The organism is Streptomyces sp. NPDC040589, from assembly GCF_055594445.1.
The window spans coordinates 448,542-475,113 of the sequence record NZ_JBVIWP010000004.1 but is presented as its reverse complement, the minus strand read 5'-3'; the positions used below and the strand labels follow the sequence as shown (position 1 = coordinate 475,113).

Below are 26,572 nucleotides of genomic sequence, written 5' to 3'. Positions count from 1 at the left end.
CCTCTCCCCCCCCCCCCTCGGTGGGCTTTGAGGTGTCCGTGGGTGGGGTGGTTTGCTTTTTCCCCCCCCCCCCCCCCCCCCCCCCCCCCCGCCGGTCCCCCCCTCTCCCCCCCCCCCCCCCCCCCCCCCCCCCCACGGCCGTCCGCGTCATGCGCCCCGCACGCGCGCGCGGACCTCCCCGGTCAGCTCCTGCTGGTAGTCGGTGTAGGCCACGCGCAGCTCGGCGCCGGGCCAGTCGGCGGGCAGGAGCCCGGGCGGCAGGACCGGATCGGCCAGCAGGTGGCGTACGACGGCGGCGAAGGCGGCCAGGCGATCAGCCGGGCGGTGCGCGTCGGCGATGTGGGCGAGCAGCGCCCGGGCCGTGGCGGGCCAGGTGTCCAGCGGCCACAGGGACGCGGCCAGGTCGCGCGGGGGCCGGTCGGGGCGGGCCGTGTAGCGCTGGGACACCTGGTCCAGTTCGCCGGGGAGGGCACGGTCCAGGTTGGCGGGCCGGAGCCAGACCCCCTCGCGGAGTTCGGCGAGACGGAGGGCGGACAGCCGGGCCCGCAGCTCGGCGCGCTCGGCGGCGCCGCGCCCCGTCGCGGTGATCACGACCATCTCCCAGTCGCCGTCCCAGGCGCGCGTACGCGGGTGCACGGCGTCGTCCTGACGGCGCTGGCGTTCCAGCAGCCGGTCGCTGAGGCGGTAGCCGGTGTCCGTGCGCCGCAGGTCACCGGCGGCCACCATCCGGCTGAGCGCCGCCCGCAGCGTCGAGCCGCCGACGTCGAAGCCCTCCACGAGCCGCACGAGCTCCCTGACCGGCGCTTCCGGTGGATGCGTCCCGAGCAACAGGCTCAGGACGACCGACCGCGCGGACAGGGGACGCAACTCGAGCGCGCCGGGCCGCGCCGGGACGTTCATCGGCATGGTCACGTACTGTACGCGGCGGCCTTCCGTGTTGCGATATTGCTGCGGCCGCAGAAAGAGTGCAACATTCGATGTATGGTCTCGACACTCGACGAACAGCACGCGTACGGCGGACCCGCCACGCACGACGTCACCAACCAGGCCCCTCTCCTCACCCCCTACGACGCCTCCGACGACACGGCCCTGCTGGAAGGGCTGCGGCGGGAGGGCGCCGGGTGGGCCGAGGAGGAACTGCGCCGGCTCGGCAGGCAGGCCGGCAGCGCCCAGGCGCAGGAGTGGGCCGATCTGGCCAACCGTCACGAGCCGGAGCTGCGCACGCACGACCGGTACGGCAACCGGGTGGACGAGGTCGAGTTCCACCCGAGCTGGCACCATCTGATGCGCACCGCGATCACCGAGGGACTGGCCGCCTCACCCTGGGCGGAGGACAGGCCCGGCGCGCACGTCGCCCGGTCCGCCGGCGGACTGGTCTGGGGGCACACCGAGGCCGGTCACGGCTGTCCGACGTCGATGACCTACGCGGCGGTCCCCGCGCTGCGCAGGCAGCCCGAGCTGGCGAAGGTCTACGAGCCGCTGCTGACGAGCCGGGAGTACGAGCCCGGACTCCGGGTGCCCACGGAGAAGCGGGGCCTGCTGGCGGGCATGGGGATGACCGAGAAGCAGGGCGGCTCCGACGTCCGGACGAACACGACGACGGCCACACCCACGGCCGAGCCCGGGGTGTACACCCTGCGCGGGCACAAGTGGTTCACCTCGGCGCCGATGTGCGACGTGTTCCTGGTGCTGGCGCAGGCCCCGGGCGGCCTGTCCTGCTTCCTGCTGCCGCGTGTGCTGCCCGACGGCACCCGTAACACCTTCCGCATCCAGCGGCTCAAGGACAAGCTGGGCAACCGCTCGAACGCCTCCTCCGAGCCCGAGTTCGACGGGACCGTGGCCTGGCTGGTCGGGCCGGAGGGCCACGGCGTGAAGACCATCATCGAGATGGTCAACTGCACGCGGCTTGACTGCGTGATGATGTCGGCCGCGCTGATGCGCAGGTCCCTCGTCGAGGCGGGGCACCACGCGCGGCACCGCAGCGCGTTCGGTGCCCGGCTGTTGGATCAGCCGCTGATGCGCAATGTGCTGGCCGATCTGGCGCTGGAGTCCGAGGCCGCCACGACGCTCACCCTGCGGCTGGCCGGGGCGGCCGACCGGGCGATCCGCGGAGACGACGCGAACGGGGCGGAGGCCGCGTTCCGCCGGATCGCCACCGCCGTCGGCAAGTACTGGGTGACCAAGCGGGGCCCGGCCTTCACCGCGGAGGCCCTGGAGTGCCTCGGCGGCAACGGCTACGTCGAGGACTCGGGCATGCCCCGGCACTACCGCGAGGCTCCCCTGCTGTCGATCTGGGAGGGTTCGGGGAACGTCAACGCCCTCGACGTGCTGCGGGCGCTGAGCCGCGAACCGGGCACCGCCGAGGCGCTGTTCGGCGAGCTGGACCTCGCCCGGGGCGCGGACGCCCGGCTGGACGCCGCCGTGGCTCGGCTCAAGAACGGGCTGTCCGAGGCGTCGCAGACGACGGCCCGCCGGCTCGTGGAGCAGATGGCCCTGACGCTCCAGGCCTCCCTCCTGGTCCGGCACGCCCCGCCGGCGGTCGCCGACGCGTTCTGCGCGACCCGGCTCGGGGGCGACTGGGGGCAGGCGTTCGGGACGCTGCCGGAGGCTGCGGGCCTCGACGCGATCCTGGAGCGGGCGTTGCCCGACGGGAACTGAACCGTCGTCGGCCAACCGGCGCACAGTTCGCGCACAGTCATCTCCCGATTCCGCTTCGTTGTCAGTGCCGTGGTGCAGACTCCCCGTCAGTTGGTACTTCGCCTGGGGAGGACAACGTGTTCAGGGGGATCGACGAGGTCGACTGGGCCTCGCTGCGGCATGCGTACGGCAGCGCGGAGGACGTGCCCGGACTGTTGCGGGGACTGGCCTCCGCCGACCCGGCCGAGCGGGAGAGCGCGCTCGACGGGATGTACGGCGCCGTGCACCACCAGGGAGGCGTGTACGACGCGACCCTCGCCTGTGTTCCGTTTCTCCTCGCGCTCGCCGTCCGCGAGGAGGTGCGGGACCGGGCGGGAGTCGTGGAACTCCTCGTCAGTATCGGCGACATCGCAGGTCACGGGGGCGCTTCGGAGGAAATCGCCGCGAGAGCCGTTGCCGCCCTGCACGCGGGTGCCGATGTCTTCGTCCGGCTCGCGGGGGACGCGGACGCCGGGGTTCGCCGGGCGGCTCCGGGCGCGCTCGTGCGGTTCCTCGGCCCACCGGACCGTGTGCTCGCCCTGTTGCGGGAGCGGATCACCGTGGAGCGGGACGACCGGGTTCTGCTCGCCCTGGCCGTGAGCCTGGGCCTGTTCGTCGAGCGGCACCAGGGGCACGCCTCCGAGGCGGTGGACCTGCTGGCGGAGTTGAGCGGGCCACCGTACGGGCCCGGGCTGCGGCTCGCCGCGCTCGGACAGCTGGCGGGATGCGCGCCGGAGCTACTTCCCGCCAATCTCGTACCGGCCGTCGTCCGGCTGCTCAGGGACAGATCCGGTGAGCACACCCGCACCGGCCGCACGAGCGACCGTCCCGGCACGGACACGCTCGCCGACCGGCTGCGGCGCCTGCGCCCCTCGGACGAGGAGGGTTCCCAGCTGATGCGGACGCTGCACTCCGCGCTCGGCAGTCGGGTCACCGACCGGGTCGCCCTGCTGTGCGGGCAGTTGACCAGTCCGGATCCCCTCGACCGGTGCAACGCCGTGTGGATGTCGGCCGGGCTGTTCCGCGAGTGGCGTACGAGCGGCGCGGAACCGGTCGGCCTCATCGGTGCCCAACTGGGCGCCGATGAGGGCCGGTTGCATGATGCGGCGGTCGCCGTCCTGGTGGAGCTCTTCGAGCTGGCCGCTCCGGCGGCGGACCACCTCCACGCGCTGGTGACCTACCGTCCCGAGTTTCGCGTACGGCACGGGGAGCGGGGTGCGCCGACGCTGGGCGGTCCGCTCAAGGCGCTGGCCGGGACGGGGGATCCTCGGGCCACGCCGGTGCTGTCCGAGGTGCTGGCCGGTCCGGTCGTGCCGGACGACCTGGGCTACGCGATACCCCACCTGGGGCCGGCGGCCCTGCCGCTCGCTCCCGCTCTGCGGCGCCGGCTCGCCCGCGTTCCGCTCGACGGCCCTGACATATACGAGCGGGCCGCTCCCCTGCTGTCGGCGCTCACGGCACTGGGCGACGCCGAGTCCATACCGGCGGTGGTACGTCTCCTGCGCGGCATGCCGGACGGGCTGCGGCTGCGCGACGCCGTCACGAGGGCGGCGGTGCGTGCCCTCGGCGGGTTCGGCGGCGCCGCGTACGAGGCGATACCGGATCTGCGCGGACTGCTGGAGACGGACCACGCCGTCGCGGCAGCGGAAGCGCTGTGGTCGATCACGGGCGGGGCGGATGCCGTGGTGCCCGTGCTGCTCCGGGAGTTGACGGACAGCGGTAGCGACCGGCGGCGCCGCACGGCCGCCGCGGACGCACTCGCACGACTGGGACCGGCGGCCCGTCCGGCCCTGCCCGGTCTGCGGCGGATGGCCGGTTCCGGGGCCGTACGGGAGCGGGCCACGGCCGCGTGCGCGGTGTGGCGGATCGCCGGGGAGCCGGAACAGCTCCTTCCCGACCTCCGCTCCGCGTGGGCGGAGGACCCGCGCACCCGCACGACGGTCGCCGGGTGCGTGGCGGCCCTGGGGCCCGCGGGAGCACCCCTGCACGACCTGCTCCGAGCGGAACTCGCGTCCCCGCGGCGGCACCGGGCCGACGCCCGCGGCCACGGCAGCAGCGACATCCACGAGGACGAGGGGTTGCTGCGGGCGTGCCGGGAGGCGCTGACCGGGGTGGGACACGGGTAGGTGAGCTCCGTCAGCGCCCTCCGAGGGCCTCACCCCGTCGTACGTCCCCACATCGGCCCGAAGCGGGACCACTCGGCGTCCCACTGGTCCATGCGGAGGCGTTCCAGCCGGCGGCGCAGGGCACGGCCGCCGACGAGCGGCAGGGCCGCGGCGCCGATACCCGCCACGCCGCCGATCAGGAAGGCCCGTACATGGGCCTGGGACTCGGTGACGGGGCGGGTCACCTGACGGCCTTCGGGGTCCGTCCACACCGTGACCGGTGTCCCGGCGGCGCTGCCCGCCGGGACCCGGAGCTGTCCGGAGTGCGCGGAGCCGTCCAGCGCGGTCCACGTCGCCTTCGCCCACACCTGCTCGGTACGGGACACGCCGCCGCTCTCGGAGGCCCGCCCGGGAGCCCGCTCGTCGAGCCGGGCCACGAGGGGCCGCCACTCCACGCGTTCCCGGGCCAGCCCGTCCTCGACAGACCGGCTCACCGTCGTGCCGGCCAGCATCCCGACGAACGCGGTGAGCGTCCACACGCCCAGCACGACCCAGGCCTCCACCCTGTCGGCGCGGCGCTTGAGCGGATTGCGCCGCCAGCGCCACAGCCACACCTTCGGACCTCGTAACGCCATCGAAGGCATCCTCCTCATGAGCGCATGACCATCCCGCCGCCCTCTGCATACGGAAGACGGCCCCTGGATGCTCACTGCACGTACTCCGACGTGACGGCCCCCACGTCGCCCGGGTCCCCGCGGGGGCCCTCCGGATCGTGGTCCGCCGAACCCCTCGGCGGCCCCCGACACCCGCCTGACCTGCACCGGAGCCGGTTCCGGAGGTGACTGTCAGTGGTGGGGTGCAGACTGGCCGGTGTCAGAGACGAGGGCGTCAAAGGCGACGCCGCGGAGGTGATCGGCATGGCCGAGGTACTGCTGGCCGTGGGCACGCGCAAAGGCCTGTTCATCGGGCGCCGGCGGGGTGGTGGCGCCTGGGAGTTCGACGAGAGCCCCTACTTCAACGCGCAGGCCGTGTACTCGGTCGCCGTCGACACCCGGGGCGCGAACCCTCGGCTGCTGGTAGGCGGCGACAGCGCGCACTGGGGCCCGTCCGTGTTCCACTCCGACGATCTCGGCCGCACCTGGACCGAACCGGCGCACCCCGCCGTCAAGTTCCCCAAGGACACGGGGGCGTCCCTGGAGCGAGTGTGGCAGTTGCACCCGGCCGCCGCCGAGCCGGACGTGGTGTACGCGGGTACGGAACCGGCCGCGCTGTACCGCTCGGAGGACCGCGGGGAGACGTTCGAGCTGGTCCGGCCCCTGTGGGAGCACCCCACGCGGTCGAAGTGGGTGCCGGGCGGCGGCGGTGAGGGTCTGCACACCGTGCTCACCGACGCCCGCGACCCGAAGGCCGTGACGGTCGCCGTCTCGACCGCCGGCGTGTTCCGCACGCTGGACGGCGGCGCGAGCTGGGCTCCCTCCAACTCGGGTGTCTCGGCGGTGTTCCTGCCCGACCCGAACCCGGAGTTCGGCCAGTGCGTGCACAAGGTCGCGCGGGACGCGGCGGCCCCGGACCGGCTGTATCTGCAGAACCACTGGGGTGTGTACCGCAGCGACGACGCGGGCGCGCACTGGACGGACATCGGCGAGGGCCTGCCGTCCACGTTCGGTTTCGCGGCGGCCGCGCACCCGCACAGAGGTGACACGGCGTACGTGTTCCCGATCAACGCCGACGCCGACCGCGTCCCGGCCGACCACCGGTGCCGCGTCTACCGGACGGCGGACGCGGGCAAGAGCTGGGAGCCGCTCTCGGCGGGACTGCCCCGGGAGGACCACTACGGCACGGTGCTGCGCGACGCGCTGTGCACGGACGACGGCGATCCGGCGGGCGTCTACTTCGGCAACCGCAACGGCGAGGTGTTCGCGTCCGCGGACGACGGCGACACCTGGCAACAGCTCGCCTCACATCTGCCGGACGTGCTGTGCGTGCGGGCCGCGATCGTCGGGTGAGGCAAGGAGAGGGGCGCCCACGGGCCCACCTCGGCTGACGCAGGGCCGGTCGGGCGGCGAAGAAGTCATCCCGAAGCCGGTCGAGCCGGCGTGGGCCAAAGCCGGGCACTACACACAGCAGCCGACCGTCCGGCTTCGGAGCGCCATGCCACAGGTCAGTCTGCGATGACGGGCGGGGCGCGGACATCGGACCGGCAGCACGGGCGCGTCGGACGACCGACGGGTCCAGCGGATATGACGGGTCCAGCGGATATGACGGGCGCTCAGGCATTCGCCCTTCGGCCTGGACGGTGCGGCCAGGGGCGATTGCTCAGACGTGTGGCGCCGTGGCACGGATGCCCGCGAGCACCACGCCGACGATGCGTTCCGCGTCCGCGCGGGTGAACGGGCGCATGCCGCGGTTGACGATGAGGTGGACCGGGCCGGAGATCATCTCGCCGAGGAAGGAGCTGTCGACCGGGGGGAGTTCGCCCCGTTCGACAGCGGTGTCCACCCGTCGCTGCAGGGCGGCCACGCGCTGGTCGAGGATCTTGGTCAGCGCCTCGACGGTGGCGCTCTGGCGGGCAGGCTGGAGGGCCTGTTCGAGCGTCCTGCCGAACGGCGATTCCATGCCACCGGCGAGGGCCAGCAGGAAGTCCGCCAGGTCCCGGTGGATGTCGCCGGTGTCGGCGACCGAGGCGAGATCCTCGGCGTAGCGGAGCAGGGCTTCGACCACCAGTTCCTCGCGGTCGGGCCAGTTGCGGTAGACGCTGGTCTTGTGCACGCCGGCGAACTCGGCGACCTCCTCGTAGCGGAACCCCGCGATGCCGTCGCGCGCCACGAGTTCGACGGTAGCGGCGAGGATCTGCGCTCTCACCCGCGCGTTGCGGCCACCGGGGCGCCGTGCGGGCGACCGGTCAGCGGTCCCGTCGGCCATCGCCGCGCTCACCTCCTGTTTCTCTGCTCGGGTGCCGATTGTCGTCAGGTGCGGCGTTGCGGTGCAAGCCGGTGGTAAGTAAGCTCGCTAAAAGCGACAGCTTGTTTCTTTAAGAGGCCGTCGCGCACTCACCTCAGCGAAACCTGGAGCGCACACGTGAACATCCTTGTCTCCGGAGCCGGTATCGCCGGGCTCGCCTGCGCACTTGAGCTGGGCACCCGCGGCCACGCCGTCACCGTGGTCGAGTACGCCCACCACCTCCGGCTCACAGGCACACCCATCGACATCCGCGGTGACGCGATCGAGGCCGTGGACAGGATGGGATTACTCGAGAAGGTCCAGAAGCAACGGGTCCGGATGTCCGAGCTCACCCAGTTCGTCGACAGTGCGGGCGAGCCGGTGGCCCGGATCCCCATGGCGGAGATCAGCGACTCCGACGACGACATCGAACTCCTCCGCGAGGACCTCGTCCGTATCCTCGCCGAGGCGCTCCCGGACACCGCGGCGATCCGCTTCGGCGACTCGATCGAGACACTGACCGACAACGGCGTGAACGGCGGCGTCGACGTACGTTTCGCATCGGGCCGCACCGGGCGGTACGACCTGGTGCTCGGTGCGGACGGCCAGCACTCCGCCGTACGCAGGCTGGCGTTCGGGCCCGAGAAGGACTACCTCCGGCACCTCGGTGTCTACTTCGCCCTCGCCGACCACCCCGGCGAGGCGAGGTCCGAGGGCGCCAACTCGATCTACAACGTCCCCCGCCGGATGGCAGGCCTCTTCCGGTACGCGGGCAAGGCCGTCGCGGTCTTCCAGTTCCGCTCGGAAGCGATCGACTACGACCATCACGACCTGGACGCCCAGAAGAAGATCCTCATCGACGCCTTCGCGGGCCACCGGTCGTGGCGGATCCCGGAGTTGCTGGACGCGGCCCGCGCCGATCCTGGTTTCTTCCTCACCTCCGCGAGCCAGATCCACCTGCCCTCCTGGCACCGCGGCCGCGTCGCCCTCGTCGGGGACGCCGGGTACAGCCCGGCCTTCCTGTCCGGCCGGGGCACCTCACTCGCGCTGACCGGCGCCCGCTTCCTCGCCGAAGAACTCGAACGGTGCGGCAATGACCACACCGCCGCGTTCGCACGGTACGAGGCCCGGCAGCGCCCGTACGTCACGTTCGCCCAGGACCGGGTCTACGTCGGTCGCGACCGCATGCTGCCGACCACTTGGGCCGCCATCGCCGCCCGCAACGAGGCGCTGCGACCCACGCGGACAACGCCCGACGGCCCTCAGCAGACCACCCCTCGACGCGCTGGAGAGAACGCAGAGTGAACGACACACTGGAAAAGCCCGCCCTCGGCGCCCAGGAGCAACGCTGGAACAAGCGGCTCATCCGCTGGGCGGCCGTCCTCACCCTCGCCAACGTCCTGGCCGACGTGGCCATCGGCTCGCCCATGATGGTCCTGCCCCAGTTAATGGAGCATTTCGACACCGACCAGGCCGCGTGGCTGAACGCGAGCGCGATGCTGGCCGGGGCCATCTGGTCGCCGCTGCTCGCGAAGAGTTCCGACCTCCTCGGCAAGCGCCGGATACTCATCGGCACGCTGCTCCTCGCCTGTACGGGAGCGCTGGTCTGCCTCGCCGCTCCCAACGTCTGGATCTTCCTGGTGGGGCGCTTCCTCCAGGGCGCCGCCTTCGCCGCGATCTTCATCACGGTGGCCCTCGCACGCCAGATCTGCACCCCGCGGGTGGCGATGGCCCTGGTCGGGCTCGTGACGTCCGGCTCGTCGATCGTCGGAATCATCGAGCCGTTCCTGATGCAGCCGGTCATCGACGTGTTCGGCTACCGGAGCGTGTTCATCGTGGCGGCGCTGCTCGCCGCGGCGGCCGCGCTCTGTGTGCGTTCCTTCATCCCTGAGTCGCCGATCCGCGGCACCGGCCGGATCGACGTGTCCGGGGCTCTTCTGCTCGGCGGCGGCCTCGCCGCGGTGCTCGCCTACACCAGCCTGGGCAGCGACCTCGGTTGGCTGTCCGGGGGCATGGTCGCACTGCTGGCGGCCGGTGCCGCCGGGTTGGCCGGCTGGGCGTTCCTCGCGCTGCGGGTCGACGAACCCATCATCGACATCCGGGCCCTCACCCGACCGATCCTGCTGACGCTGCTGGCCCTGGTACTGGCGGCAGGCTCCTTCCGGAGCATGCTGCAACTGACGGGCATCATCGCCCAGGTGTCCCCCGGCCTGGGGCTCGGTTACGGGCTGGGCGACGGAGAGGCGGTGGCGGTGCTGCTCGCCGCGCCCAATCTCGGCATCGTGATCGGCGGTACGTGCGCCGGATGGATCGCGGGCCGGTTCGGTCCCGCGCTGCCCCTCCTCGGCGGCATCGCCGTAGGGACGGTGGCGACCTTCGCGATGCTGGCGGGCGTATCGGTGCTCCCGCTGGCGATCGCCTGCGGCACCATGCTCGGCATGGCCGCCGGTGCGATCGGCGCCTCCGGCTACAACCTGGCGACCAGCATCGAAGCGCCCGAGCGGCAGGGCACGATCGCCGGTCTGGTGTCGGTCGTCCTCGCCCTCGGCTCGGTCGTCTTCAACATCGCCGGCGGCGAGGTACTCAAAGCGACCCTCATTCCCGGGACCTCTGCCGACAGCGCCGCAGTGAGCACGGCGACCGGCGTGTACCTGTACGTCGCGTTGGCCGGAGTGCTCTTCGCCCTCGCCGCGGTGCCCGCGATCATGCTGGCACGCAAGCGGCCCGCCGCGCCGGCGTCATGACGGCCTGGGTGGGTGTGACGGACCCTCCCTGACCCTCGCCCGCCGCCCTGGCGTCGAGTCATGAACGCTGAGCCCGCGGCCGCTCGGCCTTCTCCGCGACGGTACGGGCACCGGGGAAGCTGAACGCGAAGTTCTCGTCCTGGCCGGAGTACTGGAGGAAGAAGGTGCTGATCCCGTAGCCGTCCTGGGAGACGGCGGTGTGGAAGCCCTACGTGGAGGTGAGCCGCACGCGTGCGGCGACCGAGTAGTCCGCGCCGGTGGTGTCGACCGGGGAGCCGGCGTCCACGTATCCGCTGCCGTCCAGCCGCAGGGCGCCGCCCTCGGGACCGTCGTCGGTCCACTCCACGTCGCCGCTGACGACGGCGTCGTGCTCACCGGCCTTCGCGGTGCCGGACCGGTGGAGGGGCCACCACCCGACACCGCGCAGCGACTCGGCGCTCGTGCCCTTCGAGGCGCTCGTGCCCTTCGAGGCCTGTTGTTCCCCGGACTCCCCGGAACAGGCCGATGTGAACACAAATGTGGGCGCCCTTGAATGTCCTGTGTGTGCGCCGTGACATGCGGCAACACCCCGGACGGGCTACGGCAGGCGCCACTCCACCGGCGCGCTCCCCTGGTGCACCAGCAGGTCGTTGGCCCGGCTGAACGGGCGCGATCCGAAGAAACCGCGGTCCGCCGACATCGGCGAGGGATGGGCGGATTCGATCGCCGGCAGATCTCCCAGCAGCGGCCGCAGATTGCGCGCGTCACGGCCCCACAGGATCGACACCAGCGGCTTGCCGCGCCCCACCAGGGCCCGGATGGCCTGCTCGGTGACCTCCTCCCAGCCCTGGCCCCGGTGGGCGCCGGGCTTGCGCGGGGCGGTGGTGAGCGCCCTGTTGAGCAGCAGCACCCCCTGCTCAGACCACGGCGTCAGATCTCCGTTGGACGGCCGGGGCAGCCCCAGGTCCGTGTGCAGTTCCCGGAAGATGTTCTCCAGACTGCCCGGCAGCGAACGCACCTCGGGCGCCACCGCGAAGCTGAGCCCGATGGCCATGCCCGGCGTGGGATAGGGGTCCTGACCGACGATGAGGACGCGGACGTCGTCGAAGGGCTGCTGGAAGGCCCGCAGGACATTCGCCCCGGCCGGGAGGTAGGTCCGGCCGGCCGCTATCTCGGCCCGCAGGAAGTCCCCCATCGCGGCGATACGTTCGGCCACAGGTTCCAGAGCCTTCGCCCAGCCTGCTTCGACAAGTTCATGCAAGGGTCGTGGTGCCACAGCGCGTCACCCTACTGGCACACAACCGGTCCCCGCACGAACGCGGAAGTCCTCACGCGTGGACGCCGCCCCGGGGCTACTCTTCCTTTCGAGAAGGAGGGGATCCCGTTGCGTCCAGTGACCGTGACCGGGGCGTCGGAGGGATCCGGGTTTCTCGCCGTGGACTCCGGGGGGTCCGGACTCCGGGCGGTGGTGGGAACCGCCGCGCGCGGGCCGCTGGCCCGTCGGGAGTCGGCAGAACCGGTCCGCACGGGCGACCGGGGCATCGACCCCGCACACTTCATGGCGCTGCTCATGCCCTTGGCGCGCGCGTTGACCGCGGAGGCCGGGCCGGTGCGGCTGACCGCCGTCGTCGTCGGCGCCGCCGGACTCGCCTCCCTGGGTGACGCGCTGCGCGCCCAACTGCCGGGTGCCCTGACCCGGGAGCTGGGCGTACGGAGGGTCGCGCTGGCCGCCGACGCCGTGACCGCGTACGTGGGCGCCCTCGGGCCACGTCCCGGTGCCGTGATCGCCGGCGGTACGGGTCTGATCGCGATCGGCACCGACCTGACCGGCTGGCGTCGCGCGGACGGCTGGGGGCATCTGCTCGGCGACTGCGGGGGCGGTGCCTGGATCGGGCGGGCCGGTCTCGAGGCCGCGCTGCGCGCCCATGACGGGCGCGAGGGCGGCTCGGCCCGGTTGCTGGCGAGCGCCGAGGAGGTGTTCGGGCCCGTGGCCGGACTGCCCGCCGCGCTGTATCCGCGGCCGGACCGGCCCGCCGTCCTCGCCTCCTTCGCACCCCGGGTGGCCGCCTGCGCGGAGGGGGACCCCGTCGCGGCGGACATCCTGCGCGTGGCCGCGCGGCACATGGCCGACTCCGCGGCAGCCGTGTGCCCCTCCGGTGGCGAGCCCCGTGTCGCCGTCACCGGCGGCCTGTTCAAACTGGGCGAGCCGCTCCTCGGGCCGGTGGACGAGGAACTGGCACAGCGGCTCCCGCACGCGCGGCGGGTGCCGGCCGAGGGCGATCCGTTGCACGGCTCCGTGCGCCTGGCGACCGAGCTGAGCACCGGTCCCCTCACACTGCCGGGTGACGAGACGATGCTGTCCGTGACAACCCAGTCGGGTGAATAATCCGACCCGCATGATCCGTACGTAACTCAATCCGTACGTAACTCATCAGACAAAACCGGACGTATACCGCTCACCTGCACCCTCCCCGAACAGGAGAGCCCAGGAAACCAGTAACATGCGGCGCCATGAGTTCCCCCACTGGACCCGAGTCCGGCCTGCCAGTACGAATGCCGCGACCCCGCCAGCCGGGACGGCACCGCCGCCCCGAGCCGCTGGTGGCTCCCGAGGGCGCGCCCGCGCTCGTCCTCGCCGTGCCGGGCACGCCCAGTAGCGCCACGCGCAGCCTCGCCGAAGAGGTCGTGAGCATCGCCCGCTCCGAGCTGCCCGGCCTCGACGCCCGCATCGGGTACCTCGAAGGGGACAACGCGGAGTTCTTCACGCTCCAGGCCGTGCTCGCGCACGCCGCCGAGGAGCGCACCGCCCGCTTCGAGCAGGCGCGTGCCGCCGGCATGGACGTCAGGGAGCCCGACGGGCCCGTCGCCGTCGTCGTGCCGCTGCTCGCCGGCCCGGACAGCGCGCTGCTGCGCCGGGTCCGCCAGGCCGTCATGGAGAGCCACATCGCCGCGGAGCTGACCGATGTCCTCGGCCCGCACCCGCTGCTCGCCGAGGCGCTGCACGTGCGGCTCTCCGAGGCCGGTCTGGCCCGCGCGGACCGTGCCCGCCTGTTCACCGTGGCGACCGCCGCCGACGGCATCGTCCTGGCCTCCGTGGGCGGTGACGAGGCCGTGCAGGCGGCCGGGATCACCGGCATGCTGCTGGCCGCGCGCCTGGCGGTACCGGTGATGGCGGCGGCTCTGGACCAGGAGGGCTCCATCGCCTCCGTCGCAGAGCAGCTCCGCTCCTCGGGCTCACAGCAGCTGGCCCTCGCGCCGTATCTGATCGGCCCCGAGATCGAGCCGGGGCTGGTCGAGGAGGCGGCCAAGGAGGCGGGATGCTCCGCGGCGGAGTCGCTGGGGCCGTACCCGGCGATCGGGAAGCTGGCGTTGGCGAAGTACACGACGGCGTTGGGTATTACGCCGCAGCAGGTTCAGCAGACGCCGGTTCGCTGACGCGCCCTGCATGGCTGAGAAGGCCCCGCTCCGTTTGGGGCGGGTCTTCGCCGTTGAGGTGTGGGGTGTCAGGCCGGGGGCAGGTGCGTTGCGGCTTGTCGCGCGCACGCGGCAGAGCCGCATATCAGCACAGCCCCGCGCCCCTGGGGTCAGCCGATGACCACGCATGATGCCGCCGCCACCCTGATAGCCCCCTCTCGCCTCGGGATGCCCGTGCGCGGGTCGGCCGCGAACCAGGTCACATCACCGGAGCGTTCGTTGGCTACATACAGGAAGCCGTCGGACGCGGTCAGGGCGCGTGGCCAGTGGCCGCCGCAGGGCACCGTGGCGACCAGGTGCAGGTCCGCCCCCTCCACCGCGAACACGGACAGGACGTCCTCGCCGCGGGTGGCGGTCCATACGAAACGGCCGTCGGGTGAGGTGACGATCCCCGAGGGGTAGGCGTCGCGCGCCGGTGCGCCCGGCAGGACCGGGGTCTCGGTCAGCGGTGTCAGCACGCCTTCCGCCGCGTCCCAGCGACAGACGGTGACGGAGGGGCTGAGTTCGTTGACGATGTACGCGTACGAGCCGTCCGGGTGGAAGGCCAGGTGGCGCGGCCCCGAGCCGGGCCGCAGGGCGGCCTCCCGGTGCAGGGCCGGGGTGCCGTCGATCAGCGTGCACACCCGCACCGAGTCGGTCCCCAGGTCGACACTGACGGCCCAGCGCCCGCTCGGATCGGGCTGCACCTGATGGGCGTGCGGCCCCTGCTGGCGCGGGGTGTGCGGGCCCCCGCCGATGTGCTGGAGCACGCCGGAGGCGGACCGCGCGAGCGTGCCGTCGGGGCGGACGGGGACGGCGGTGACACTGCCCGAGCCGTAGTTGGCGGTCAGGACGTGTCCGGCGTACAGGCTGAGGTGGGTCGGCCCGCCGGCGTCGAGCGGGACAGGCGGTCCGGCCGGCTCGGGCTTGTCCCCAGTCACCCGGTACGCGGCCACCGCGCCCGCGGCCGTCTCACTGACCGCGTACAGCGTCTCCCCGTCGGACGAGAGGGCGAGGTAGGCCGGGTCGGGGACGACGTTCACGCCGCTCAGGAAGGTCAGCGCGCCGCTGTCGGCATCGACCTCCGCCGTCACGACACCGGGGCCGCCTGCGGCCGTGAACGACCCGATGAACGCCCGCCGCCTGCTGCCGTCCGCCATCACTGTGCCCTTTCGTCCCTGAGCCGTCCGGAATGACCGCGCGGTCGATCATGCGCGGTCTAGACCAACAGGTCAAGGGGGTGTGACGGCTCGTCGCTCGGGCGCCGACCAGTCGCTCAGGCGCCGACCTCAACGAGCGGCTATGAGCCGTCTGGCAGAGAGCGCCGCGCCGTAGGTCGACGCTCTTCCTCCCGCTCAGGAACCGACAAGTGGAGGGCGCGGAGACGACCCAAGCGGCATCGCCAGGTCCGACAGAGCCTTCTCCAGGCCACGCAGATGCACGAGGGCCGACTCCGTCTCGTCCTGATGAGGCATCTCGCCGCTAGCGGAGGCCACGCCCCTGCGCCCCAGATCACTGACAGTGAGTGCTTTTACCGCTGCCTCGACGCGCCAGCAGGCAGCCGCCAGACGGGCGTCGTGCGACGCGACAGGGTCGGCGGCAACGGACACCAGACCCCGCACTTCGCGGGCGCAGTCGTCGAGCAGCTCGATGACCTGGCGGGCCCGTGCTTTCCGAGCACGGAAGGGAGTCAAAGGGTGCATCAATGGGGCGAGTGCCATCCGCACCCGGCCGAGCAGCAGTTCCAGTTCGGCGGCGTGCGGGGCAGGGTCGCCCTTCGGGTCTCCGGCGAGGCGAGCGGTCGCCTCGGCGGTGGCCGCGTGGACGCAGTGCAGTGCCCGCTGGATCCAGGCATCGTTCGTGGCGTGCGTGGTGACCGGCAGGACGAGGGTCACGGCCAGCGCGGCACACAGCGCGCCCACACCGGTCTCTGCAAGACGGAGCCCGAGCAGGCTGGGGTCCAGCACGCCCAGCAGGCCGTACAGCAAGCTGACCATGACCGTCACTGCCAGCATCATCCAGGAATAGGAGACGGCGGCGGTGTAGAAGATGCCGAAGACACAGACGGCAACCAGGGCGGCCGTCGGCCCGGGCGCGCCATGCAGCGGGATGGCGACCAGCAGGCCCACGGCGATACCGATCACAGTTCCGAAGACCCGGCGGAAACCGCGGACCAGGGTTTCGCCGCGAGAAGCCGTGTTGACGAAGATCCACCAGACAGTACCGACGGCCCAGTACCAGCGCTCCTCGGAGAGCAGCTGCCCGACCAGAAGCGCGAGAGTCGAGGCAGCAGTGGCCTGGAAGGCTTGCCGGGTGGTGGGCCGCGCCAACCCGCTGCCGGGCAGGGCCGGCGGGGCTGCCGCGGGTGGGGTGTGACGCTCGATGGGCCAGAGCACGAAGCGCGTGGCGCCGGCCGTGAAGAGGGCCAGGCCCACAGCGGTGTACAGCTCGGGCAGCTGAGCGGGAACCGCGTGCAGGAACTGCGTGATGAAGAAGTTCATGAACGCGAAGATCCCGAGTGCGTGCCCCCGCGGGCCCCACCGGCGGGCATAGACCCCGCAGAAGACGACGGCCAGGAACGCGGCGTCACGGGCCGGGGCGATGCCGTGCAGTGTGGTGGCAAGCGCCAGCACGGGGAATCCGGCGATGGGAAGCAGGGCGGTGGTGATCCGCTGGTCACGAACGGTCGCATCGGTGACCGTGAAGAGGGCGAGCAGTGCCGTGAGCCCTGCGGTGATCGATGCGGTGAGCGATAGCCCGCAGAGTTCGGAAACAGCGACGGCGGCAGCGATACCGATGACAGCGCGGGTCGCGTTGCGCAGCCTCAAGCGCCCCGGGTCCGGAGCCACGAACATCCTCTTCACGGCGGTGCGCCGCCCCCCTTGTGGTGGTACGCGTCCTGCCCACGGTCGTCCCGGGTGGCGGACAACAAGCAGGCAGGACGAAGGCAACGCGGTCCGGACCCGGCCTCGTCGCCGTCCGGCGCTACGCGGCGCCGCAAGTACATGGATGGGGCAAAGATAACCACCTCGGGACCCACTGGCTCAACAGTCGCGCCCTCCAGTGTGCCAATGGCACAGCAGATCAGTCTCGATGCCGACCGATGGGAGGCCAATGGGTCAGACTTCAGCCAGGCTATGGCGAGCACCTGACCTGCTCCATCGGGCTCTGGCAGCCACGTGGCATGCCCATCTGCGATCTCACGGGGACTTGCGCCGCATCTCGCTCGGCCGGCTCCCCGGCGGCTGCGGAGACTTCCCGATTCCGGCTCACAGCGAGCCGATCTGTCCAGCGCCCGTGAACCGACCGCCCAGGCCGCATGGGTGGGTACGGCCTGCTGGGCGTGCTGGACCCCAGCCTGCTCGAGCTCCGTCTTCGAAGCTCAGGCCGAAGGCCGCCCGCTGCTGGCCCCCGCTTACGCCGTCAGCTCGTCGGCCCCACCGGACCCGGAAGGCTCCGCATCGCTCGCCTTCGACTTCTCACCACGAGCCGAGGGCGGCGGGCGAGGCAGGAGGCGGCGAGCTGGGCGCTCCTGGGAGGTCATGCATGCCGACAGCGGCCCGCCGGGCGCACGGATCGCGGCCATGGCGTGGGTGAACGTGCTGCCACGCCCTCCGAGCCCCGGCAGGCCGAACGCCGAGAACGGCGACTGCCCGGCGCCGGATGATGAGTGGAGGCGAGATGGTCGAGCTGCTGCGCCTGCTGCGCCGACTGCTCCATCAGCCGGGCATTCTGCGGGTTCAGACACGAAAAGATGACCTCCTGACAGTCATGGGAATAGGAAAAGCAGACAGGGCGCCACGACGGGCCGTCACACTCACATGAGAAGTACGTGTTGGACTCGTAGCCCCGGCGTTGCGAACAGGACCAGATTTCCGCCGCAGGCAATGCCGTCGAAGCGTCAGACGGCGAGAATTACGTCGTCCTGGGTGAGGGTTTCGCTCAGTCTCGGCAGGCTATGTCGAGGACCGCGGCGACGCGGTTGAGTACGTCGCGGGGTGGGGTGTAGGGAACGCGCAGGTGGTGGGTGAGGGTGGCATCGGCGGCGAAGCGCGGGCCGGGGGCGAGTTCGACTCCGCTCTTGCCGACTCGTTCGACGATCGTGTCGGCGGGAGTGGCGGTGAGGTGTAGCCACAGGGCGAGTCCGCCGGGGGGAACGGTGAAGTGCCAACGGTTGTCGTCGGCGAGCAACTTGCTGAGGTGGTCGCGCTGTCGCCGGAGTTCGCCGCGCCGTCGATGGAGCACTGTTTCCAGGTCGCCCAGGAGTTCGGCGGCGATGAGCTGTTGCATGGGGGGTGCGGACAGTGGGCCGGCGAGGGGGTTGCTCTGCAGGCGGCTGATGAGTGGGGTCGTCGCTCGGATCCAGCCGATGCGCAGGCCGGCCCATATCGTCTTACTGGTTGAACCGATCAGCAAGGCGCCGCGGATCCGAGGCGCAGGCTCCGGCCGGTCGCGCAGGTCGAGGTCGCGCATGGTCTCGTCCGCGACGATGGTCACCTGGTTGTGGGTGGCCAGGTCAGCGACTGCTCGACGGATGTGCTGAGGCATGAGCGCACCGGTGGGGTTGTGGAAGTCGGGCACCAGGTATGCGAGGTGGCCTCGGGCAGCGGTGAAGGCGGCCTCGAGCTGGTTGAGGTCCCACCCGTCGGTGGTGACCCTCAAGCCAACCAGCCGCGTTCCGGGACCGCGCAGTGCCCGCAGCGCATCGAAGAATGTGGGGATCTCGACGGCGGCCACGCGGGGTTTGAAGTGTGCGGTGAGCAGGGTCAGCGCGGCGCGTGCCCCGCTGGTGACGAGGATTTGCTCGGGCCGGGTGGCCAGACCCTCACGGCTGTATCGTGCGGCGATCAAGGCACGCAGCTCGGGCAGACCAGGTCCGGGTTCGCCGTGCTCGGCCAGCAGCGGGGCTGCTCGTTCCAGGGCTCGCCGGGTCGCTGCCAGGTAAGCGTCCTGTGGTGCGGCGGGCACTGCCCGGCGCAGGTCGGTGACGGAGCCGGTTTCCCCGGTCGCCGAGATGGGGGCGATCCGTTCCGCGGCGGCCGGGGGCAGCTGCACCGTGCTGGCGCTGCCGTGCCGGGTGCGGACCCATCCGCTGTTACGCAATCGGTCCAGCGCGGCCGTCACCGTGCCGCGGCTGACCCCGAGAGCAGTGGCGAGGCGGCGTTCGGCGGGCAGCTCGCTACCAGTGCGTACGCGGCCGTCGAGCACGGCTTCCCGCACTGCTTGGGCCAGCGCCGCGCTCAGTGGCGCATCGGGTATTCGCCAGGGCCCCAAGGCCCGCACCAGCTGCTCGTCTCCGATCCGCACTGGTCCAGTTTCCCATGATTGGACCATGCTCTCGGGCCCGCGTCTGCCTACCGTCGTGGTCAGCCGAGACGAACGGAGACACCGTGTACCCGCAACTCGCTGAAGACCGAAATGAGCTGCCGCGGCTGCTGGAGGCCGTCCAGCAGCACGCCGCCGCGCTTCTCGCAGACGTGGACGAGCGGGACGTCGTCCCTTCGGCGTCGGTCCCGCCCCCCGCACCGCTGCCCGCGCAGGGTGTGGGTCTGGAGGCGACGCTGGACGAGTTCGCCGCCCGCTGGGAACCGACACTGTCGGCGAGTGCGGGGCCCCGCTACCTCGGGTTCGTCACGGGAGGCGTGACGCCGGCGGCGTTGGCCGGCGACTGGATGACCGCGACCTGGGACCAGAACGCCTTCTCGTCACTGGATGGAGCAGGACAACACCTGGAGCGCGAGTCGATCGCCTGGCTACGCGGCCTGTTCGGGCTGTCCGACCACCATCACGGAACGTTCGTCAGCGGTGCCACCATGTCCAACACCATCGGCCTTGCCACAGCCCGGGAATGGCTCGGCGAGCGCAGGGGCGTGTCACCTGCCGAGGACGGCGTGGGCGGCCTCGGTGCGGTACGGGTGCTGTCGGGGGCCGCGCATTCGAGCGTGTCCAAGGGGCTGTCGATTCTCGGTCTGGGGCGCACGGCCCTGATCCGGGTGGAGACTCTCCCCCGCCGGGAGGCCGTCGATACGGCCGCGCTTGAGCGTGCGTTGCAAGAGCACGAGGCCGATGGGCCATGCGTGGTCGTCGCCAATGCCGGTACCGTCAACACCGCTGATTTCGATGATCTGCGCGCCATCGGCGCGCTGCGTGAGCGTTACGGGTTCTGGCTGCACGTGGACGCCGCCTTCGGCGGCTTCGCGGCCCTGTGCCCGGGCTACTCGCACCTGGTCGACGGCCTCGATCTGGCCGACTCGATCTGCGTCGACCTGCACAAGTGGCTGAATGTTCCGTACGACAGCGCGGTGCAGTTCACCCGCCGACGTGATCTGCAGACAGCCGTCTTCCAGAACTCGGCCGCCTACCTCGGCCCTCTTGGCGAGACCCCTGACACGGCCCACCTCACTCCGGAGAACTCCCACCGCCTGCGGGCCATCACGGCCTGGTTCACCCTGCGCGCGTACGGGCGCGACGGCCAACGAGAAATCGTTGAACGCTGCATCGCCTGTGCACACACCCTGGGCGACGCCATCGACAGCACGCCCGAGCTTCAGCTCCTGGCACCGGTCCGCCTGAACGTCGTCTGCTTCACCCTTGCCGAAGACCCCACCACCGAACGCCTGACCGCACTCGCGGGTCGACTCGCCGACGAGGTCTTCCTCACCCCAACCGTGCTCGACGGTGTGCCCGCACTGCGGGCCGCGTTCAGCAACTGGCGCACCACCGAGAATGACACCCGACGGGTCTTCGCCGCGCTGCAAGGCGCGCTTCGCAGTCGCCGCCATCGGTGACATACGCAGCGCGCTTGCCGGCAGCGACCCAGGCCAGCGCCAGCGTCGTAGACACGACCCGAGGCCGGAAACGTTCGACGAATCCAGGGTGAGCCAGCAGATCCACGGCCCGGAATCCGGGCGCACTCGGGAACGGCGGATCCAGGTTGACGTCCACCAACCGGGTAGCAGGCGAGGGCGTCAGTAGTGCGTCGTCGTCCCCGTCGTGCCGCACCCAGGCGCTCTCCCCATCGGTGAAGAAAACCTCGCCGCTGAACGGGTCGGCCACCGCTGCCGCCCCATCGCGCAGCGCCACATTGACGGCCACCAGCATGTTGCCCACGGCGTAGTTCAGCGTGCCGCACAGGGGATCCACCAACCACTTGCGCACAGCGTCGCCGGCGCCCTGCTGCCCGCCTTCCTCGCCGAGCACCGCGTCATCGGGCCGTGCGGCACGGATCACGCCGAGGATTGTCTTCTCGGCCTCCACATCGGCCGCGGTGGCAAAGTCCCCAGCCCCCTTGTCGATGCGATTGGTCAGAGCACTAGAGGCGACGCCCTCCTCAGCCTCACCGACCGGCTCAACGGAATCGAGTCGCATGCCCAAGCCGCCGGGGAGAAAGCCAAAGAAGCCGAACAGGACGACGGATTCGACCTGTTGTACGACCTCGCCGACGCCGCAGTCGAGATCCGCGACCTCGGAGAAGTCCTGCACGTGGCTGAGGACCGGATGCGCGCACTGCACCTGGGTGGTGGTGACCTCGGCGGTCAGACGGCCGGGGACTCCAGACGCCAGGTCGCCCACGGGGCGAGCCCCCGCACGTTACCGCCGCGCCGGCGTACCCCGGACGGTGTGCTGAGGATGACGTCGGCCCTGGGCTGCAGGGCGCGCCCGTCGGTGTCGAGGTTGTCGGCGTGGTGGCCATGGGTGAACAACACAGCGGCGAGCGGCGGAAGTTCGGATGCCTCGATCGCCGGACCCGAGGTCCTGCGGGACAAGGTGCCCCAGCCGAACGCGTCACGCCGACCGGGCGGGTCAAAGGTGGATCCGAAAGGAACCGTCGGCCCGCGGCATCGATGAGCGTCGTCGGGCCGACGGTAGGGGTGAGCGGACCCCGGTGCGGTGGGCCCTTCCGGAGGCGAGCGGGCGGGCCACGTTGGACGCCGCCCCGGATCTGTGACCTACCGGGCATGCGAGGCGGCCCAGTCGAGTGTGTAGTCGGCGACCTCCCCCGGCACACTCGCGTCGTCGGGCTTCCACGGGCTGCCCTGGTTCTTGCGGTTACGGGCAGCTCCAACGTTGATGCGCAGGTGGGCAGCAGCGCGGTGGTGACGGCTTGGCCGCGGACCGTGGCGTCGGTGACGGTGAACAGGGCGAGCAGTGCGGCGAGACCACCGGTGACGGCCCCCGTGAGGGAATGTCCGGCGAGGCCGCACACGGCGACCGCGCACGCGTGGCGAACCGCAACCGCGTCCGCCCCGGATCCGGAGCCATGAACACCCTCTTCAGCACGCTTACCGCCCCCTTCGCATGTCGGCATGGGAAAGCATGAACAAGGTGTCGCGGGGTCCGCGGTGCCATCGACGCCTCCATATGAGCGTCCCAGACGCCGCTGGCTCAACTGGCTCGTTCTAGACTGAGCCATTGGTATAGCCACAGCGGTCGGAGGGCGGCCGCGGCAGAGCCGACGGACGAGGAGGGCGCGGCATGCCCGTGGACGAGCTCGACACCCGCATCCTGCGGCTGCTGCTGGAGCAGCCGCGCACGAGCGTGCGCGAGTACGCCCGTATCCTCGGCGTCGCCCGCGGCACGCTCCAGGCCCGGCTCGACCGGCTGGAGCGCGACGGTGTGATCACCGGCACGGCGCCGGACCTCTCCCCCGCCGCACTCGGCCATCCGGTGCTCGCGTTCGTGCACATCGAGGTCACCCAGGGCCATCTCGACGAGGTGGGCGACGCGCTGGCCGCGGTGCCGGAGATCGTCGAGGCGTTCTCCATCACGGGCGGCGGGGATCTGCTGACCCGGGTCGTGGCGCGGGACAACGCGCATCTGGAGGATGTCGTGCAGAAGCTGATCAGCCTGCCCGGGGTCGTCCGCACCCGCACCGAGATCGCCCTGCGGGAGCGCGTCTCCCACCGGCTGCTGCCGCTGGTGGAGTCGATCGGTCGCGCGGCCCGGTCCTGACCCCCCTCAAGGTCCCTGGATCATGGTCTTTGACATGCTGACACCATGAGCAATCTCGGCGGCATATCGGTCATCTTCGATCTCGACGGAACGCTCGTGGACAGCGAGCCCAACTACTACGAGGCGGGCCGGCAGACCCTCGCCGAGCACGGCGTCCCCGACTTCAGCTGGGCGGACCACGAGCGGTACGTGGGCATCAGCACGCAGGAGACGGTCGCGGACTGGAGGGAGCGGTACGGTCTGCGGGCTTCCGTGGAGGAGCTGTTCACCGTCAAGAACCGCCGCTATCTCGAGCTCGCCCGCAGCTCCACGCGCGCCTACCCCGAAATGCGCAGGTTCGTCGAGCTGCTGGCGGCCGAGGATGTGCCCATGGCGGTGGCCTCGGGGTCCTCGCCCGAGGCCATCGAGGCGGTCCTGAGCGCCACGGGCCTGGACGCCGGACTGCGGACCGTCGTCTCGGCGGACGAGGTCGCGCACGGCAAGCCCGCTCCCGATGTCTTCCTGGAGGCGGCCCGCCGGCTCGGGGCTGACCCGGCCGACTGCGTGGTGCTGGAGGACGCCGCCCCGGGCGCCGCCGCCGCGCACGCGGCGGGGATGCGGTGCATCGCGATCCCGTACGTCCCGGCGCAGGCGGACGCCCCGGAGTTCGCCACCGCCGGACTGCTCCTGCGGGGCGGCCAGGAGGAGTTCACGGCGCAGACGGCGTTCGACTGGCTGGTCCGCTCGGCGGGTCTTTCCTGAACTCACCTCTCCCGAAACTCACCTCACCCGAAACTCACCTCACCCGACCCGTTGACGCTCCCCCGTCCCCTCCCTAGGGTCTGGTCGATCACTCGCACAATGTTCGGCATATCGAATGCGTCGAGTCCGTGGACCCGTTGGCCCCGTGGAGGAGCACACATGGCACGGCCCCTCTCCAGACGATCCCTTCTCCAGGCAGCGACCCTCGCCGCCGCCGTACCCGCGCTCTCCGAGGCGGCGACAGGCCGGGCCGTCGCCGCCCCCGCGACCGCCGCCGACATCCCGGCCGCCTGGACCGTACGGCCCTTCGGGCTGGAGGACGTGAGCCTCGGCCGGGGTGTCTTCGCCGACAAGCGGCGGTTGATGCTGGACCACGCCCGCGGCTACGACGTGAACCGGCTGCTCCAGGTGTTCCGCGCCAACGCCGGTCTCGCCACGGGCGGCGCGGTCGCCCCCGGCGGCTGGGAGGGCCTGGACGGCGAGGCCAACGGCAATCTGCGCGGGCACTACACCGGCCACTTCCTGACCATGCTGGCGCAGGCGTACCGGAGCACGAAGGAGCAGGTGTTCGCCGACCGGATCGGCACCATGGTCGGGGCGCTGACCGAGGTGCGCACGGCGCTGCGTCGCGAGCCGGCGGTGCTGAGCGTCGCCGGGAAGTTCGGGACGGCCGCCGACCAGGTACGGGGCTCCTACCAGTACGTGGATCTGCCGGCCGCCGCGCTCGGCGGGACCTCGGCCGTCACTCTCTCCGTCTGGGTGCGGCCCACGCACGACGCCAACTGGACCCGTGTCTTCGACTTCGGCAACGACACCACGCGATACCTGTACCTGGCCGCCCGCAACCAGACCGGAGTGCCGCGCTTCGCCGTCACCACGTCAGGAGCGGGCGGCGAGCAGGCTCTCGACGGCCCGGCCCCGCTGCCGCTGAACCAGTGGAGCCATCTGGCGGTGACGATCGCGGGCGGCACCGGCACCCTCTACGTCAACGGCACCGCCGTCGCCCGGAACGCCGCGATGAGCCTCACCCCGGCGGCTCTCGGCACGCTGAAGAACAACTGGCTCGGCCGCTCGAACTACTCCGCCGACCCCGTCTTCGCGGGCACCTTCGAGGAGTTCAACGTCTTCTCGCGGGCGCTGACGGCCGCCGAGATCACCGAGTTGCAGGGCCGCCGGGCCGCCGACGCCTCGACGGGCCGGGGCGACCTGGCGTCGTACGCCTTCGACGAGACGGCCGGCGGGACCTTCGCGGACGCCTCCGGACGCGGACTGACCGCCACCCTGCGCCGCACCTGGGGCGGGCCCAGCCACCCCGGGTTCCTCGCGGCGTACCCGGAGACGCAGTTCATCGACCTGGAGTCGAGGACCTCTCCCGACTACACGAAGGTGTGGGCGCCGTACTACACCGCGCACAAGATCCTCAAGGGGCTGCTCGACGCGTACACCGCCACGGACGACGACCGGGCCCTGGACCTCGCGTCCGGCATGTGCGACTGGATGTACTCCCGGCTGTCCAAGCTGCCTGAGGCCACGCTTCAGCGGATGTGGGGAATCTTCTCCAGCGGGGAGTTCGGCGGCATCGTCGAGGCGATCTGCGATCTGCACACGATCACCGGCAAGGCCGAACACCTCGCGCTGGCCAAGCTGTTCGACCTGGACCGGCTGATCGACGCGTGCGCCGCGAACACCGACATCCTCGACGGCCTGCACGCCAACCAGCACATCCCGATCTTCACCGGGTACGTGCGGCTGTACGACGAGACGGGCGAGGAGCGCTACCTCACCTCGGCGAAGAACTTCTGGGACATGGTCGTCCCGCACCGGATGTACGGCATCGGCGGCACCAGCACCGCGGAGTTCTGGAAGGCCCGGGACGTGATCGGGGGCACCCTGAGCGCGACCACCGCCGAGACCTGCTGCGCGTACAACATGCTCAAGCTGAGCCGGACCCTGTTCTTCCACGCGCAGGACCCGAAGTACATGGACTACTACGAGCGGGCCCTGTACAACCAGGTGCTCGGTTCCAAGCAGGACAAGCCGGACGCGGAGAAGCCGCTCGTCACGTACTTCATCGGGCTGACGCCCGGTCATGTCCGGGACTACACACCCAAGCAGGGCACGACCTGCTGCGAAGGCACCGGCATGGAGAGCGCCACGAAGTACCAGGACTCGGTGTACTTCGCGAAGTCCGACGGCAGCGCCCTGTACGTCAACCTGTACAGCCCGTCCACGCTGACCTGGGCCGAGAAGGGCGTGACGGTCACGCAGACCACCGGCTATCCCAGGGAGCAGGGCAGCACCCTCACCTTCGGCGGTGCCCGCGCCGCCTTCACGCTGCGGCTGCGCGTGCCGTCCTGGGCGACCGCCGGGTTCCGGGTGACCGTCAACGGGAGGGCGGTGCCGGGCACTCCGGCGCCGGGGAGCTATTTCGCCGTGTCCCGGACCTGGCGGGCCGGCGACACCGTCCGGGTCACCCTGCCGTTCCGGACGCGGGTGGAGAAGGCCCTCGACGACCCGTCCCTGCAGACCCTTTTCCACGGCCCGGTCAACCTGGTCGCCCGCTCCTCCGCGACGGAGTTCCTGAAGGCCGGGCTGTACCGCGACGCCGGACTGTCCGGCGACCTGACCGCCTCCCTCACGCCGGTGCCGGGCAAGCCGCTCCACTTCACGCTGGACGGGACCGAGTGGGCGCCGTTCTCCGAGGGGACGGAGGATCCGACGCACGCCTACTTCCGCCGCCAGGAGCCGAAGGCCGTCTTCGGCGGCCGGGACTCGGGCGTCGCCAACCCGGCGAAGGCCGACGGCACCACGCTGCTGGACGAGGTCTGGGCCGGGGCGCCCTTCCGGAACAAGGGGGCCCTGGTGGCACGGGTGCGGTCCACGGTGGACGCGTGGGTGACGGCCGGACTGCTGAGCAGGGCCGACGGGGACAAGGTGGTGAGCACGGCGGGAGCGGCCTCCTACGAACCCTGAGCGGACGGA

Annotated in this window: 21 protein-coding genes and 1 pseudogene; 11 read left to right on the top strand and 11 right to left on the bottom strand. The window is 71.5% G+C overall.

Annotated features, from left to right (window positions below):
- Positions 1 to 147: 147 nt before the first annotated feature.
- Entirely contained in the window at positions 148 to 906 is a 759-nt protein-coding gene (locus tag ACZ58V_RS20005; protein ID WP_468189096.1) for a PaaX family transcriptional regulator C-terminal domain-containing protein, read from the bottom strand.
- Positions 907 to 981: 75 nt separating this feature from the next.
- Between ACZ58V_RS20005 and ACZ58V_RS20000 the strand changes: the two genes are divergently transcribed.
- A complete protein-coding gene (locus tag ACZ58V_RS20000; RefSeq protein WP_471291155.1) occupies positions 982 to 2,658 on the top strand; it encodes an acyl-CoA dehydrogenase family protein in 1,677 nt (558 codons plus the stop codon).
- 116 nt (positions 2,659 to 2,774) lie between these two features.
- Positions 2,775 to 4,802, top strand: coding sequence for a HEAT repeat domain-containing protein (locus ACZ58V_RS19995; RefSeq protein WP_471291153.1), 2,028 nt, complete (start codon positions 2,775 to 2,777; stop codon positions 4,800 to 4,802).
- A 29-nt stretch (positions 4,803 to 4,831) separates the two neighbouring features.
- On the opposite strand, the gene ACZ58V_RS19990 is transcribed toward ACZ58V_RS19995, so the two are convergent.
- Positions 4,832 to 5,416: an Rv1733c family protein gene (locus ACZ58V_RS19990; protein ID WP_468189087.1), complete on the bottom strand. Its 585-nt coding sequence runs from the start codon at positions 5,414 to 5,416 to the stop codon at positions 4,832 to 4,834.
- A gap of 213 nt (positions 5,417 to 5,629) precedes the next feature.
- Between ACZ58V_RS19990 and ACZ58V_RS19985 the strand changes: the two genes are divergently transcribed.
- Positions 5,630 to 6,787 carry a WD40/YVTN/BNR-like repeat-containing protein gene (locus ACZ58V_RS19985; RefSeq protein WP_468189085.1) on the top strand — a complete coding sequence of 386 codons (1,158 nt, stop codon included), beginning with the start codon at positions 5,630 to 5,632 and terminating at the stop codon, positions 6,785 to 6,787.
- Positions 6,788 to 7,097: 310 nt separating this feature from the next.
- Here the strand turns inward: ACZ58V_RS19985 and ACZ58V_RS19980 are convergent, their stop codons facing one another.
- Positions 7,098 to 7,703, bottom strand: a complete 606-nt coding sequence (locus ACZ58V_RS19980) for a TetR/AcrR family transcriptional regulator (RefSeq protein ID WP_471291151.1) — start codon at positions 7,701 to 7,703, stop codon at positions 7,098 to 7,100.
- 156 nt (positions 7,704 to 7,859) lie between these two features.
- Here ACZ58V_RS19980 and ACZ58V_RS19975 point away from each other — a divergent pair, with 156 nt between their 5' ends.
- Positions 7,860 to 9,026: an FAD-dependent monooxygenase gene (locus ACZ58V_RS19975; protein ID WP_468189081.1), complete on the top strand. Its 1,167-nt coding sequence runs from the start codon at positions 7,860 to 7,862 to the stop codon at positions 9,024 to 9,026.
- Positions 9,023 to 10,465: an MFS transporter gene (locus tag ACZ58V_RS19970; RefSeq protein ID WP_471291149.1), complete on the top strand. Its 1,443-nt coding sequence runs from the start codon at positions 9,023 to 9,025 to the stop codon at positions 10,463 to 10,465. The genes ACZ58V_RS19975 and ACZ58V_RS19970 overlap by 4 nt, the downstream gene beginning before the upstream one ends.
- Before the next feature lie 208 nt (positions 10,466 to 10,673).
- On the opposite strand, the gene ACZ58V_RS19965 is transcribed toward ACZ58V_RS19970, so the two are convergent.
- Positions 10,674 to 10,979 (bottom strand): hypothetical protein, encoded by a 306-nt coding sequence (locus tag ACZ58V_RS19965; protein WP_471291147.1) that lies wholly within the window; start codon positions 10,977 to 10,979, stop codon positions 10,674 to 10,676.
- A gap of 63 nt (positions 10,980 to 11,042) precedes the next feature.
- Positions 11,043 to 11,720, bottom strand: a complete 678-nt coding sequence (locus ACZ58V_RS19960) for a uracil-DNA glycosylase (RefSeq protein ID WP_468189075.1) — start codon at positions 11,718 to 11,720, stop codon at positions 11,043 to 11,045.
- A 108-nt stretch (positions 11,721 to 11,828) separates the two neighbouring features.
- On the opposite strand from ACZ58V_RS19960, the gene ACZ58V_RS19955 reads away from it, so the two are divergent.
- A complete protein-coding gene (locus ACZ58V_RS19955) occupies positions 11,829 to 12,830 on the top strand; it encodes an N-acetylglucosamine kinase (protein ID WP_468189073.1) in 1,002 nt (333 codons plus the stop codon).
- Between the two features lie 125 nt (positions 12,831 to 12,955).
- Complete coding sequence (locus ACZ58V_RS19950) at positions 12,956 to 13,879, top strand: sirohydrochlorin chelatase (protein WP_468189070.1); 924 nt, start codon at positions 12,956 to 12,958, stop codon at positions 13,877 to 13,879.
- Between the two features lie 149 nt (positions 13,880 to 14,028).
- Here ACZ58V_RS19950 and ACZ58V_RS19945 read toward each other — a convergent pair whose 3' ends face one another.
- From ACZ58V_RS19945 to ACZ58V_RS19935, 3 genes are all read right to left on the bottom strand, one after another.
- The gene (locus ACZ58V_RS19945; protein WP_471291144.1) at positions 14,029 to 15,057 is read right to left on the bottom strand and encodes a lactonase family protein; all 1,029 of its coding nucleotides are present in this window, start codon (positions 15,055 to 15,057) and stop codon (positions 14,029 to 14,031) included.
- A gap of 195 nt (positions 15,058 to 15,252) precedes the next feature.
- Positions 15,253 to 16,752: an FUSC family protein gene (locus ACZ58V_RS19940; protein ID WP_471291730.1), complete on the bottom strand. Its 1,500-nt coding sequence runs from the start codon at positions 16,750 to 16,752 to the stop codon at positions 15,253 to 15,255.
- A gap of 1,087 nt (positions 16,753 to 17,839) precedes the next feature.
- Entirely contained in the window at positions 17,840 to 19,204 is a 1,365-nt protein-coding gene (locus tag ACZ58V_RS19935; protein ID WP_471291142.1) for an aminotransferase-like domain-containing protein, read from the bottom strand.
- A gap of 83 nt (positions 19,205 to 19,287) precedes the next feature.
- Here ACZ58V_RS19935 and ACZ58V_RS19930 point away from each other — a divergent pair, with 83 nt between their 5' ends.
- On the top strand, positions 19,288 to 20,685 hold the full coding sequence (locus ACZ58V_RS19930) for a pyridoxal phosphate-dependent decarboxylase family protein (RefSeq protein ID WP_471291140.1): 1,398 nt from the start codon (positions 19,288 to 19,290) through the stop codon (positions 20,683 to 20,685).
- Here ACZ58V_RS19930 and ACZ58V_RS19925 read toward each other — a convergent pair.
- From ACZ58V_RS19925 to ACZ58V_RS19915, 3 genes and pseudogenes are all read right to left on the bottom strand, one after another.
- Entirely contained in the window at positions 20,600 to 21,469 is an 870-nt protein-coding gene (locus tag ACZ58V_RS19925; RefSeq protein ID WP_471291138.1) for an inositol monophosphatase family protein, read from the bottom strand. The two genes, ACZ58V_RS19930 and ACZ58V_RS19925, sit on opposite strands and share 86 nt — an antisense overlap.
- Positions 21,433 to 21,663, bottom strand: coding sequence for a hypothetical protein (locus ACZ58V_RS19920; protein WP_468189058.1), 231 nt, complete (start codon positions 21,661 to 21,663; stop codon positions 21,433 to 21,435). The genes ACZ58V_RS19925 and ACZ58V_RS19920 overlap by 37 nt, the downstream gene beginning before the upstream one ends.
- Positions 21,664 to 21,905: 242 nt before the next feature.
- Positions 21,906 to 22,177, bottom strand: a pseudogene (locus ACZ58V_RS19915) (FUSC family protein); the annotation flags it as partial.
- Between the two features lie 195 nt (positions 22,178 to 22,372).
- Between ACZ58V_RS19915 and ACZ58V_RS19910 the strand changes: the two are divergent.
- The 3 genes from ACZ58V_RS19910 (at position 22,373) to ACZ58V_RS19900 (ending at position 26,563) form a co-directional block, all read left to right on the top strand.
- Positions 22,373 to 22,849 (top strand): Lrp/AsnC family transcriptional regulator, encoded by a 477-nt coding sequence (locus tag ACZ58V_RS19910; RefSeq protein ID WP_328336874.1) that lies wholly within the window; start codon positions 22,373 to 22,375, stop codon positions 22,847 to 22,849.
- Between the two features lie 45 nt (positions 22,850 to 22,894).
- Complete coding sequence (locus ACZ58V_RS19905; protein WP_468189056.1) at positions 22,895 to 23,590, top strand: HAD family hydrolase; 696 nt, start codon at positions 22,895 to 22,897, stop codon at positions 23,588 to 23,590.
- 159 nt (positions 23,591 to 23,749) lie between these two features.
- On the top strand, positions 23,750 to 26,563 hold the full coding sequence (locus tag ACZ58V_RS19900; protein WP_468189054.1) for a beta-L-arabinofuranosidase domain-containing protein: 2,814 nt from the start codon (positions 23,750 to 23,752) through the stop codon (positions 26,561 to 26,563).
- Positions 26,564 to 26,572 lie beyond the last annotated feature (9 nt).